The sequence below is a fragment of the Pseudomonas sp. 2024-210 genome (assembly GCF_045062345.1).
Classification (GTDB): domain Bacteria; phylum Pseudomonadota; class Gammaproteobacteria; order Pseudomonadales; family Pseudomonadaceae; genus Aquipseudomonas.
The window spans coordinates 116,780-129,939 of record NZ_JBJGEJ010000012.1 but is presented as its reverse complement, the minus strand read 5'-3'; the positions used below and the strand labels follow the sequence as shown (position 1 = coordinate 129,939).

General features: G+C 57.5%; 10 protein-coding genes. 8 read left to right on the top strand and 2 right to left on the bottom strand.

What is annotated here, in order from left to right; genetic code table 11:
• Positions 1 to 19 precede the first annotated feature (19 nt).
• Positions 20 to 835, bottom strand: a complete 816-nt coding sequence (locus tag ACI7MX_RS16855) for a shikimate dehydrogenase family protein (RefSeq protein WP_405585745.1) — start codon at positions 833 to 835, stop codon at positions 20 to 22.
• A 144-nt stretch (positions 836 to 979) separates the two neighbouring features.
• Here ACI7MX_RS16855 and ACI7MX_RS16850 point away from each other — a divergent pair, with 144 nt between their 5' ends.
• From ACI7MX_RS16850 to ACI7MX_RS16825, 6 genes are all read left to right on the top strand, one after another.
• A complete protein-coding gene (locus ACI7MX_RS16850) occupies positions 980 to 1,753 on the top strand; it encodes an IclR family transcriptional regulator C-terminal domain-containing protein (RefSeq protein ID WP_314485436.1) in 774 nt (257 codons plus the stop codon).
• Positions 1,754 to 2,247: 494 nt separating this feature from the next.
• Positions 2,248 to 3,480: an NADH:flavin oxidoreductase gene (locus ACI7MX_RS16845; RefSeq protein ID WP_405585742.1), complete on the top strand. Its 1,233-nt coding sequence runs from the start codon at positions 2,248 to 2,250 to the stop codon at positions 3,478 to 3,480.
• Positions 3,481 to 4,519: 1,039 nt separating this feature from the next.
• Entirely contained in the window at positions 4,520 to 5,416 is an 897-nt protein-coding gene (locus ACI7MX_RS16840; RefSeq protein WP_314485440.1) for a TauD/TfdA family dioxygenase, read from the top strand.
• A gap of 34 nt (positions 5,417 to 5,450) precedes the next feature.
• The gene (locus ACI7MX_RS16835) at positions 5,451 to 6,464 is read left to right on the top strand and encodes an ABC transporter substrate-binding protein (protein WP_405585738.1); all 1,014 of its coding nucleotides are present in this window, start codon (positions 5,451 to 5,453) and stop codon (positions 6,462 to 6,464) included.
• A gap of 5 nt (positions 6,465 to 6,469) precedes the next feature.
• Entirely contained in the window at positions 6,470 to 7,330 is an 861-nt protein-coding gene (locus ACI7MX_RS16830) for an ABC transporter ATP-binding protein (protein ID WP_405585735.1), read from the top strand.
• 18 nt (positions 7,331 to 7,348) lie between these two features.
• Complete coding sequence (locus tag ACI7MX_RS16825; protein ID WP_405585732.1) at positions 7,349 to 8,215, top strand: ABC transporter permease; 867 nt, start codon at positions 7,349 to 7,351, stop codon at positions 8,213 to 8,215.
• 13 nt (positions 8,216 to 8,228) lie between these two features.
• On the opposite strand, the gene ACI7MX_RS16820 is transcribed toward ACI7MX_RS16825, so the two are convergent.
• On the bottom strand, positions 8,229 to 9,461 hold the full coding sequence (locus ACI7MX_RS16820; RefSeq protein ID WP_405585729.1) for an MFS transporter: 1,233 nt from the start codon (positions 9,459 to 9,461) through the stop codon (positions 8,229 to 8,231).
• A gap of 480 nt (positions 9,462 to 9,941) precedes the next feature.
• On the opposite strand from ACI7MX_RS16820, the gene ACI7MX_RS16815 reads away from it, so the two are divergent.
• Complete coding sequence (locus tag ACI7MX_RS16815) at positions 9,942 to 12,146, top strand: hypothetical protein (protein ID WP_405585726.1); 2,205 nt, start codon at positions 9,942 to 9,944, stop codon at positions 12,144 to 12,146.
• Positions 12,130 to 13,155, top strand: coding sequence for an NAD(P)/FAD-dependent oxidoreductase (locus ACI7MX_RS16810; protein WP_405585723.1), 1,026 nt, complete (start codon positions 12,130 to 12,132; stop codon positions 13,153 to 13,155). Before ACI7MX_RS16815 ends, ACI7MX_RS16810 begins: the two co-directional genes overlap by 17 nt.
• Positions 13,156 to 13,160: the final 5 nt, after the last annotated feature.

Below are 13,160 nucleotides of genomic sequence, written 5' to 3'. Positions count from 1 at the left end.
TTTCAAGAGCCCTGGCGGGTCAGATTTTCAGGGGTGTCACGCCCATGAAATGTCCGAGGTTGCCTAGTTGCGCCATGGCCATCTGAGGGCCGGTCTGGATCGGACAACCCATGCGCCGGGCAAAAGCGAGAAACGGTGTAATGACAGGGAACGTCACGACATCGGCCACCAATGTCGTGCTGGTGAGGGTTTCCATCAGGGCGTCAGGCAGCGGCATGGGGCCGTCATCGCTGGCATTCATGCCAACCGGTGAGGCATTGACGACAAGGTCCAAGCCACTCAACGAGGCTGGGCACAGGTCAATGACAACGTCTGGAAAGTCTCTGCGCAGCAGATTGCCGAGCGCCTCTACGCGCTCTTGACTCAGATCATTGATGGCCAGCTGGCTCAACCCTGCCTCGCACAGTGAATAGGCAATGGCACTGCCGACGCCGCCGGTGCCGATGACCAGGGCCTGTTTGTTCTGCGCACTGAAACCCTGTTCGCGTGCGGCATTCAGAAAACCTTCACCATCAACAATGTCACCCACCAGGCGCCCGTCAGGCTCGCGGCGGATCACATTGACGCAGTGCAAGGCTTTTGCGCGGTCGCTGAGGCTGTCCATATGACTGGCGAGCACTTGCTTGTAAGGCACTGTCACCACGCAGCCGCGCATGTTTTGCCAGCCGCGCAGGGCTTTTACAAAGTCTTGCAGCGCACTGTGCTGTAAGTCGATTGCGAGCATGGCGATGTTCTGCTGATGGTCGGTGAACCAGCGGTTAAAGTTTTCCGGCGACTTCACCTGAGCAACAGGTGAGCCGACGATGGCGACCAGTTCAGTCGAACCCTGAATCATGTGGAGCTCCCGCTTATTGGCTGTGTTGTGGGCCAATACTGCGAGCGGGCTGCAAAGCGGACAATCAAGTCGAGGCGCTTATGCATTGATAATCGCACTGCCAGTGCGATAATCGCGTTAATTTCCAATAATAAGAGCTCGCCGGTGAAACAGCCCACCATCCATTCCCGTGATTTGATTGTCGGCCTGCAAAAGGGCCTGGCGTTGTTGCAGCTGTTTTCCCAAGAGCATCCGCGATTGAGCGTGCCCGAGGCGGCCAGACTGGCCGGCATGACCCAAAGCGCTGCCCGCAGATTTTTGCTGACGCTGGTGCATGACAGCTTCGTGCAAACTGATGGCCGTTATTACTGGCTCACCGCTAAGGCTTTGCGCATTGGCCAGGCGTACGTCGACTCGGCGGTGTTGCCGCGCATGCTGCGCCCGATTGTCGAGCAGGTGGCCCGCAGCACTCAGGAGCATGTCTCGGTGGGGGTGCGCGACGGTGATGACATCGTGCATATCGTCCGTAGCCGCTACAGCCACATCACCTCAATGTCGATCCGCCCGGGGTCACGGGTGCCGATGTATTGCACCGGCAGTGGCCGGCTATGGCTGGCCAGCCTGACTGCGCCGGAACTGGACGCCTATTTTTCGCGCAACCCGCCACGTGCCATAACGCCTTACACCCTGACGGATGAAGCACGGATTCGCGATGAAATAACGCTGTGCGCCGAGCGTGGCCATGTGGTGGTGGACCAGGAGTATGAAGTGGGCATGCGGGTGTTGAGCGTGCCGCTGATTGATCGCGACCGGCAACTGCAGGCGGCTCTGACCCTGACCACCCATGCTTCTCGCATGACCGTGGTCGAGATGCGTGAGCGTTATCTTTCAGCCTTGTATGAAGGGCAGGCGTTGCTGAGGCCGATCATGATGCTGTGAGATGCCAAGCCGGTAACCAATCCGGCAGGCGCCCCGATCAGCTGGCAGCCCGCCGCCAATATCAGTCATCACCAGTGGCGTTGAGGCTCGGCAGGACCGACCTGGCCGCGACCCAGACATCTGAAGTCGATTCGATTTAAATGAGAACGCCTCCTCTAGTCTTGTTGGACGATGTTTCGCTCGCACGCCACATCAATTATTCAGCTTGCGCCAGCGACCTGAGTGAATGCCGCCCCTCCAGCCCTCTAAAGCAGCGAACCTTTTGCCGATAGGCGGGCACAGCGGTGGTGCATCCCGGGTTTGGGTCGTGCCCAGAAACGCATGACTCTGAGTGGCAACTTCAACTACCTGGGTAACGCCCAGATCGGCATGGCATGTGTCGCGTTTCTCTGCTCCCCGCACGTCGCCCAAAACCGTTTACGGGCCTTGCGCGATTACCTTGCCATTCAACGCCAGGTGCACCTTCTGATAATGACAATAACGAGAGGCCTGCCATGAACCTTCCTCCGATCCCGTCACCGTTCAGCCCTATTGTGATCGGGCCACTGACCCTGAAAAACCGCTTTATCAAATCCGCCACCAACGAGGGCATGAGTGCTCAAGGCGTGCCGTCCAGGCAATTGGTCAAGTTGCACTCGGCTTTGGTTGCTGGTGGCGTCGCCCTGACCACTGTCGCCTACTGCGCGGTGAGCAGCGATGGCCGTACATTGCCCAACCAGTTGACCCTTACCCAAGTGAGCCTGCCACACTTCAAAGCCTTGACCGACGGGGTTCACGAGAAGGGTGGTCTGGCCAGCGCGCAGATCACCCATGGTGGCTGCTTTACCTTTATCCGCGAACGTTCGACCCAGCGTCCGCTGTCTGCCAGCGGCGGCTTCAACAAGATCGGCCTGATGAGCGGGATGTTCTTCAAACAGGCGATGGACGAAGCGGACATGCAGCAAGTGGTGCGCGAGTTCGCTCAAGGCGCTCGCTTGGCACGTCAGGCGGGTTTTGATGCGGTGGAAATCCACATGGGCCACGGCTACCTGCTCAGCCAGTTCATTTCGCCGATGTACAACAAGCGTCGCGACCACTACGGCGGAAGCCTGGAAAATCGCTTGCGCTTTCCGCGTCGGGTGCTGCGTGCGGTGCTGGATGCGGTTGGTCAGGACATGGCTGTGATCTGCAAATACAGCGTCACTGAAGGCGTGCGCGCCGGTAACAGCGCTGAAGACGGGGCGAAGATTGCCGCCATGCTGGAACGAGAGGGCGCCCACTTGCTGGTGCTCAGCGCCGGGATGAACGCGGAGTCAATTACGACCATGTTCGGTTCTTCGTTTCCCAAGGAAAATCGCGTTCAGCAGAAGAACAAGTTGATTGCCTTTGCGATGGCCATCCAGCGCCGCAAAGAGCCTACCGTGGAATTTCGTGAGCTGTATCTGCTTGAACATGCACGCAAGGTGCGTGCGGCGGTGAAAATGCCTTTGGCGTATCTGGGCGGTGCCAAGAGCCTGGCGAGCATCGAAACACTCATGGCCGAGGGCTTCGACCTGGTCGCCATGGGCCGAGTGTTGCTGGCTGAAAATGATTACGTTAACAAACTGGCCAGTGGGGTTAGCCGTGATTCGATCTGCACGGCCTGCAATCGTTGCGTGGCGATGATGTACACCCCAGGCGGTACCTCCTGTGTATTGGGCCAGCCCGGTGATGCCCTGTTGAACAGTCAGCCGGCGGCGGGGCATTGAAAGGGAGCCGGTGTGGAACATCTGTTCGCTGCCGATCGCAGCCTCGCAGAGCTCGTCAGCGGCGACAGGAGCAAGTTCGCCAGCAAGTTGTGATCTGCTTGTGATCTGGCTTGTGATCTGGTTTTTGATCTGGCTTTTGATCTGCCGCCCCTTCGGGAGGCCGAAAGGAGGTTTCGCGGAGTGGGTCGACCGGCATGGATGCCGGGAGAGCTGCGATCGGGCCAAGGATGGCCCGTCGCAGCGTGCCCACGGAGCGGGACCGGAGTGAGGGACACCTGAGCGCAGCGAGGGCCGTACGCAGGGGCGGAAGCGTTTTGGTTACTTTGCCGCTTTTGCAAAGTGACACGCCGTAAGGGCGTAACCATTACGTCAGCTAGACGCTAATAATGGATATGTACTCGGAGCTTTTAATAGGCCAGCGTACATATCCATTTGATGTATTAAACCTTTCTACGGGTTTCGCCCTTACGGCGAGGCACTTTTGTCAAACAGCCGAGTGTCGGACCATCACAAAAGTACCCAAAAAGTCCTTGCCCTACCATACGGCCGAGCTCGCCTAGGCTCGCCCGGTGCCTTCACTCCGGCACTGTTATGGGGGCACGCCGCGACGGGCCATCCTTGGCCCGATCGCGGCTGGCTCGGCGTCCTGCCTCGCCACCCCCATAACAGCACCTGCGTTCAGCCTCCTGTGATGGGCCCCAGTGTCGTTCCCACTGTTTCGGTGGCGGCAGGGATATTGTTTTTGAAGCTAAAAGCTAAAAGCTGGGCTAGATGCTCTACAACGCCTGCTGCTGTGGCTGAAGCTTCTTCTGTAACAGATTCACTAGGTTCTTTAGAACTGTCCGCCAATCAAAACCCTCAGCCCGTCATATCCTTATGCTCTAACGGTATTTAAATTAATTTTCTTATACCTATAAAGTCACTCGCCTGCGTACAGGTCGACCAATCGACGCGCCGCACGAAATGAACGAACACGGGACCTCCGTGAGTTTCTTATCGATTAGCGCGCTGTTGGGCGTGCACTGCGTGGGAGTGTTTTATGTCTGCACCGTCTGGCTCTACGATTGCTCTGAGCATCGCCCCTCAAGCGTTTCAAATCCGTCCCTTCAACGGTGCCGTTGGCGCTGAAATCATTGGGCTTGACTTGACACTGCCGGTCAACGATGAGGACTTCGCACGCATTCACCGCGCCCACCTTGAGCACCATGTGGTGGTGTTCCGTGATCAGCGCATCACGCCAGAGCAACAGATCGCTTTCAGCCGCCGTTTCGGTGTGTTGCAAATCCATGTGCTCAAACAGTTCTTGCTAGCGAACCACCCGCAAATTCTCATCGTCTCGAATGTGATCGAGAACGGCCAATCCATCGGCCTTGGAGATGCGGGTAAGTTCTGGCACTCGGACTTGTCTTATAAAGAGCTGCCAAGCCTTGGCTCCATGCTGCATGCCCAAGAGCTGCCAGCCGAAGGCGGCGATACGCTATTTGCCGACATGCATCACGCCTGGGACACCCTGCCTCAAGCCTTACGCCATGCGGTCGAAGGCCGTTCGGCGGCGCATTCCTATACCGCGCGTTACAGCGAAACCAAGTTCGAAGGCAACTGGCGCCCAACCCTGACCCCGGAACAGCTGGCGCAGGTCAATGAGGTGGTGCACCCGGTCGTACGTACCCACCCGGAAAACGGCCGCAAAGCATTGTTTGTCAGTGAAGGCTTCACCACCCGCATCATCGGCCTGCCCGACGACGAAAGCCGTGAGTTGCTGGCTCAGCTCTACGCCCACAGCGTGCGCCCGGAAAATATCTATCGGCATCAATGGCAACCCCATGATCTGGTGTTTTGGGATAACCGTTCGTTGATCCATCTCGCGGCCGGTTGCCCCCGCCATCTGCGCCGCACGCTCTACCGCACCACCATTCAAGGCGACGCGCCTTACTGATCCGCCACGCTTTGACACTTTCAAGGAACCTCTCATGCCCCTGTCAATAAAAACGCTGGCCGCCAGTCTTGGCCTCAGTTTGTTCGCCGCCAGTTTTGTTGCGCCGAGCGTAGCCCATGCCGAAGGCGAGATTCGTATCGCAGAACAGTTCGGCATTGTTTACCTGTTGCTCAATGTGGTGCGCGATCAACAACTGATCGAGAAGCACGGCAAGGAGGAGGGCATCGACATCAAGGTGGACTGGACGCAATTGTCTGGCGGCGCGGCGATCAACGATGCCTTGCTCTCGGGTTCGATTGATATTGCCGGTGCCGGGGTTGGCCCGCTGCTGACGATCTGGGACCGCACCCACGGTCGGCAGAACATCAAGGCGGTGGCGTCGTTGGGCAACTTTCCGTATTACCTGGTGAGCAATAACCCGCAGGTCAAAACCATTGCCGACATCACCGACAAGGACCGTATCGCCGTGCCGGCAGTCGGCGTTTCGGTGCAGTCACGTTTTCTCCAGTACGCAGCCGCCAAGCAATGGGGCGACAAGGATTTCAATCGACTGGACAAGTACACCCTCGCGCTGCCGCACCCTGATGCCACTGCGGCACTGATCGCCGGCGGCACTGAGTTGAGCGGGCATTTTTCCAATCCGCCGTTTCAGGATCAGGCGTTGAAGAACCCCAACGTGCATGTGGTGCTCGACAGCTACGACTTGCTCGGCCCCAACTCTCCGACGGTACTGTTTGCCACCGAGAAATTTCGCAACGACAACCCCAAAACCTATAAAGCGTTCACGGAGGCGCTGGCCGAAGCGGCCGAGTTTGCGCAAAACGATAAAGGCGCCGCCGCCGATACGTATATCCGCGTGACCAAAGCCAATATCGACCGCGCCGAGCTGCTGAAAATCATCGACAACCCGCAGTACGAATTCACCGTGACGCCGAAAAACACCTACCCGCTGGCCGAATTTATGTACCGCATCGGCGCGATCAAAAACAAACCCGAATCCTGGAAGGATTATTTCTTTCAAGACGCAAAACCGTTGCAGGGGAGCTGATCACCATGAACGCGTCTGTGCAAGGCCACACGGCCAGCCACTTAAATGCAACAGGGCCTGCCTTGTTGTCGGTTGATAACGTCAGCCTCGAATACCGCACGCCGCAGCGTGTGGTGCGGGCCACCCATCAGGTCAGTTTCGAGATCGATCCGGCGGACCGTTTTATCCTGTTGGGCCCCTCCGGGTGCGGTAAGTCCACCTTGCTCAAGGCTGTGGCCGGGTTTCACCCACCCTGCGAAGGGCAGATCAGGTTGCAGGGTCAAACGGTGACGGCACCGGGGCCAGACCGGATGGTGGTGTTTCAGGAGTTCGATCAACTGCCGCCCTGGAAGACCGTCAAGCAGAACGTCATGTTCCCGCTATTGGCGTCCAAAACACTGCCACGGCGTGAGGCCGAAGAGCGGGCGCTGCACTATCTGGACAAAGTGGGGCTGGCGGCCTTTGCCGACGCGTATCCGCACACGCTGTCAGGCGGCATGAAAGCGCGCGTGGCGATCGCCCGGGCGCTGGCCATGCAGCCGAAAATCCTGCTGATGGACGAGCCTTTCGCCGCGCTTGACGCCCTGACCCGGCGCAAGATGCAGGAAGAGTTGCTGCTGTTGTGGGAGGAGGTGCGCTTCACGTTGCTGTTCGTCACCCACTCCATCGAAGAAGCATTGGTCGTGGGCAACCGCATCCTGCTGTTGTCACCGCATCCGGGCCGGGTACGGGCCGAGATCAACAGTCATCAATACAACCTGCACAGCCTGGGCGGTCTGGAATTTCAGCACACGGCGCGCCGTATTCATCGGCTGCTGTTTGATGAGGCGGATACCGGTAACCCGGAACAAGCCCTGAATTTTGCCGATATTCGTATCGCTTATTGAGCCCTGGAGGATTGCCCGATGAGCCATTCATCATCTGTACGCCCGGAATACGAAGTTCACCTTGAACCCTTGGTGTCAGTGCCGCTGGAACGCGAACTGCCCTTGGGGCAACGGTTATGGCAACAGGGCTGGTTGCGTAAAAGCCTGATATTGATAGTGCTGGCGATACTTTGGGAAGTGGTTGCACGGGTGCAGAACAACGACCTGCTGCTGCCCAGCTTTGTGCAAACCGCCAGCGCGCTGTATGACGGCCTGATCAGCGGCGAGTTGCTGAGTAAAGTCGGTATTTCGTTGGTGGTACTGATCAAGGGTTACCTGATCGGCATTGTGCTGGCGTTTGTCTTGACCACGTTGGCAGTGTCGACCCAATTGGGGCGCGACCTGTTGAGCACCTTGACCTCGATGTTCAACCCGCTGCCAGCCATCGCCCTGTTGCCACTGGCACTGTTGTGGTTTGGTCTTGGGCAAAACAGCCTGATCTTTGTGTTAGTGCATTCGGTGTTATGGGCGCTGGCACTCAACACGTATGCAGGTTTCCTCGGGGTCTCGGAAACCCTGCGCATGGCCGGTCGCAATTATGGTCTGAAGGGTATCCGTTTTGTGTTGTTTATTCTGATTCCCGCCGCGCTGCCGTCGATTCTCGCGGGGTTGAAAATCGGCTGGGCCTTCGCCTGGCGCACCCTGATCGCAGCCGAATTGGTGTTTGGCGCCACCAGCGGCAAGGGTGGGTTGGGTTGGTACATCTTTCAGAACCGTAACGAGCTGTACACCGACAAGGTATTTGCCGGGTTGGCGGTGGTCATTCTGATTGGCTTGCTGGTGGAGAACCTGGTGTTCGACACACTGGAGCGGGTCACGGTCAAGCGCTGGGGGATGCAGCGCTAGCTCGTTCATGGCGTTAAATGGGGTCGAAACGACGGGCCTGTGATCGTGGCAAGCGCCGCCACACCAGTCGACCCAAGGCAATTGCCCAGTTACACAGGGCAATCAGCAAAATGACCGACAGCAGCGCCCCCATGCCTTGACTGACGATGATGAGCCCTGCCAGCCACGGAAATCCAAAAACGCCAACAAAGTACGCCAGGCTGAACAGCACCAGCGATTGCGCGGTGTAACCGGCAGGGGCTTCGTTGGCGGCCAGACCATTGATCACCGAATACGTCAGACCGTAACCCACACCCAGCACAATGGCGGCGAATAAATAAGTGGCGGTAGTGTCAACGGTAAACATAAACATCAGCACTGACGTCACGATCAATGAGGTCAGAATACCGGCCATTCGATACGGGTCGCGCTTGACGATAAACCCGGCGACCAGCAAACGGCAGGTAATCACCGCTGCCATAAAGCCTAGAAAGAAAATCGAATAATCCAGTTGCTTAAGGTGTGCGTACGAGGTTTGAAAACTCGACAGCCCGCCGAAAATGGCGCCCCCCAAGCCGACCATGACGATTGCAAAAGCGGCTTTGGAACGCATGACCAGCGCACCCGCTTGGGGGCTAATCCGGCACACAGTGACCGCTCCCGATATGAGGTGCCGCTGCTTGATTTTCGGCCCTAGCAGTACAAAGGCAACGCCGCCGATCACGCTGGCCATCGCCGCCATCACAAAGGCTGCTTGCAGCGGGTAGCCAAATGCTTCGCTTGCCCGCCCCAACAGAGGGCCTGTGCCGATACCGGACATCATGCACCCTGATAGCAGGGCGAAATACTTCACCCGGCGGGCGGGCTCAATCATCATCGCCACAATAATGGGGCCTAACGTATAGAACACGCCCCAACCCAAACCCAGAAGCAAGCCGAAGCCCAATGCGCTGAGACCGAACGTCGGGAAGCAGGCGAAGCCGGCACACGCGGCAGCCAGCAGAACTGCCCCGAATGCAATCGTCTTGGGTGCCCCGAACAGATCGGTCAGGTGTCCCGAAAAAATCACGGCAATAAAGGTGCTGAACATGGCGGCCGACATAATGCTGCCAGCGTCTGCTTCGCTGGCGCCGTGGGCACTGAGGGACATGGCCAGTAAAAACGTGGTGCCATAGGAAACAGACAGCAGGTAACTGCCCACGCAGAACAGGGCGAAGATGCCCTTGGTGTTGCGCTCCTGGTAACCGGGGTTCGCGAGGGAGGGCATACGGGTCATCCTTGAGGTTAATGGCTGTTTGATACACCTCATATCAGAAAATGTGCACTCGGCAGGATTCAAACATTTGAATCCTGGGGTGAGTCAGTTCTAAACAAACGCTCAAACAGTGGTTGAGACTTGCCGCCGACGAGGAGCGAAGGCTGAGATCCGCTGGGTAGCTGTAAGTACTTGTAATCAATCTGCGCCGCGTTCTATTACGATTTTTCTTCTCAAATACGGTGGTACCCCCACTCAGACCGAAGGTCGCGAGCACGACTTGCGCGTCCTAGTGAAGAAGAGTAGATGTCTGGACTTCATGTGTTTCGGACATGGCCCACGACCTCAATGGCCAAACCCTGATGGGGATAAAGTGGTTGATGGCGTTTGCTGAGGGAGGTGCGGGACGTCTCTCAGTGGTGCAGGTTGGCCATCTCAAACTGCGCAACGATTGGCGTCCCCGAAATCAGGCACACACTTGAGGTGAACAATATGGCTTTGGTCAGTGACGTACAACTTGCCTGCTCGCGCTTGGCTGCGCACGGTTGGCACTCACTCCTGCTCCAACATGGCTTGGACATTACTGCGGCTGACTTGCAGCAGGAACTGACTAAACCATTGTCCGTTGACCGAACCCTTAAGGGCTTTGAAGACTTTTCTCCCGAAGGGGAGCGAGGTATTGAAGCCGGCAGGCCAGCAGAAAGTTTGTTGTATCACGCGCTGGCTTCGCCAAATGTGCTGACCGCCGCCGATGGAAGCCCGCTGACGGCTTTCCCTTCAGCGCTTGAAATTGAGCAGATACTGAATTTCGTTTACGGGGTCAACCCGCCCAGCGTGGAGTCGTTGAGTGCACACGCGGGGTCAGCGCCATTGGCTATAGTCGTGTTTGCGTATGAGTATCGGCCACGCCCGGAAACCGTCCATAAAATTCAGGCAGACCTGTGTTTCTCCCGTACCGGCGTGGCTCGAACAGGCACCGCACCCGCTTTGTATGATGCTGCACGGCGTGGCTTCCTGCCTTTTGTAGAGGATGATGCGCAGCGGATGCGGGTCATTCCGGCCCGGTATGGCGCGTACATCGCCATGCAAAAAAACGGCGATAGTGCAAGGTTCGGTCCCATGAGTTTTCAATCACCCACTGACGAAAATTTGAGTTTTTGGGTGCCGATACACAAATTATTCAATGGTAAGGAATGCCTGCTGGGCCTGGACTTGACAGTGCAGCTGGAGAACTACCAGATCAATGAGAAGATCCGGCAAGTGCATAGGATGTACAGCGGAACGGGATGGCAAGAACCTGACATCCTGAATGATCCATTCGTCATTACCGAAGGCCTGTGTCATTGGGCTGAACCCACTGACGTTGGTGCTGGGCTTCTGGTCCCCGATGCCAAGGAGCGGTTGGTTGAGTTGGCCCACTATCAGGGGCAACCCTTGTCATTTACGATGCCGGCGGGTACGGGTGGGCTCGTGCATGGTCGCCATCGTGTCCGTGACGACGGCTCGATCGAAGATCTCAATAACGTCGAAGGTGTTGATGCGATCGTCAGGCAGGGCGGCTATCGTACGCTGCACTATCAGGATGCAATGGCAGACGGCTGGGTCCGGGCACGTTGTCCAGCATTAGCGTCATACGGCCTGGATCAGGACAGCGTCGCGGCCTATTCGATCATAGGCGCTCCCGACTTCTTCCCGCTGTGTGGACAACGCGAATTGAAGGCGTGGTCAAGTGACCCGACTGTTTTCCCTTGTCCGACGTCGCCGTGCCCCGAGGTTTGGCACACACGTGTCAATCCATTGTCGGACGTTCGTTTTCCGATCAACCCAACGCTGAAGGGCAATTACTTTACCGATGAAGATCGTAGCGCTACGGCGATTGTCTCCTTGGTGCGTGATGCAACAGTGGTTGAAGCGGTGTTGACCGGCCCTGAAATTGCCTTGGCGCAACGCCAGTCATGTTTGCCCGACTTCGCCAGTGGCGTGTTCGGCCCCGGCTGGGAAGTTGGCAGGGGCTTGGTCGATAAACCTTTCGCTAACGTGCTCAATGGTTACATGCTCGCCAGTCCGTTTACTGAAGATGCGCGGATTTGCGCAGCGTTGGGTTCCTACTGGCCTGGCGTGGCACCCGATTCAACCCGTACATTTGAACCGCGTACCGTGGCCTCTTCGGTCATTCCTCTGACAGACGCCGAAATTGGTTTAACGGATGCGCCCTCTTGGGACGGCCTTAAAGGTCCTGTTTTGGTTGAACGGGAGGGGCGTCAGGTCGTTCAGTATCAAGCCTACGAGTACAGTGATTACACCTCGGCAGCATTAAAAGGACAGCTGTCACTGGCTGTTACGGGGCACATCAATACTCAGCACTATCACCAGCGAGTCCTGGCCATGCATCGTGCCTATAAAGCGGTGGGAGCAACTCAAAAGGCGGAGAAAGGGCAGTGGCCGGTATTGTCCTTCTTGATCGTGCAACAGCCTGACGAGCGACTGGACGCTGCCGAGCAAGAGGCCGGGCATAGTCTGGAGGGCGAGGTGATGTACTTGTTCCTTTACAAGCACGGTGCAATCAACACGCCAGAGGATGATTTCAAGCGTCGTTATGTGGACATTGAAGCGCGAGTGCAAATGTATGTCAGCCAGAGCGCCCTGTTAGTCAAAGAAGACGACATGCCGTGGCACTTACATGTTGAATCAATATGATGTGATTGTGGTCGGGGCAGGGCCGGCTGGCTGTGCAACAGCGATCGCGTGCGCACAGCAAGGTATGCACGTGACACTGATGGAGCGCGATACATTCCCGCGTCGCCGGCCAGGTGAAACCCTGCATCCAGCCATCGAGCCACTGCTGGGCCAGTTGGGGATGCTGCGTGAGCTGAACGAGTTGTCTTGCCTACGGCATGAGGGGCATTGGGTGCATTGGGAGGGAGCGCCGCGCTTTGTCGCATTCGGTGGTGATGCGGCTGGCCCGTGGCGAGGGTTCCAGATTGAGCGAGCAGCTTTGGATGCTCGACTCATGAACAGAGCACGGGCTTTGGGGGTACGGATTATCCAGCCATGTACCAGCCCAACCATCATTCGTGAAGGCGACAGGGTTGTCGGGGTCACCGTAGGGCAAGACCGGTTTTTGGCAGCCTGTGTTGTCGATGCTTCGGGAGGGCACGGATGGCTTCGGCGGCAATTGCCGATCAAGTGGCAAGCCTATTCACCGAGACTGATTGCTCGCTATGGCTATTACCAGGGCGAGTTCGAGCGGGTTCAAGACGCGCCACGGCTTATGGCGGTCAATGATGGCTGGCAATGGATCGCCCGCGTCGACACTCATCACCTACACTGGACAACCCTGAACTTTGACTCAAACAGCAGGCCGATAGCCGGGACCCCTGCTACGCTCAAGCATTTGACGCCGGTTGGCCCGGTGCGCGGCGCAGAGGTGTCCTGGCGCCTGTCAGGGGCACCCATGGGGCACGGCTACATACAAGTAGGCGATGCTGCGGCGACACTGGACCCTGCATCGTCGCACGGCGTGCTTAAAGCGCTGATGTCCGGCATGCAAGCGGCCCAGGCCATTGCCGACTGCCTGGCTTGGCCACATGGCGAGCACGTCGTGCACCAGCATTTCAAAACCTGGTTGCACAATCAGTTCCATGCTGACATCGATGCGCTGCGTCAGTTCTACCGCGTGCATCCTTGCCCGCCGACGTGGGTCTGATCAAT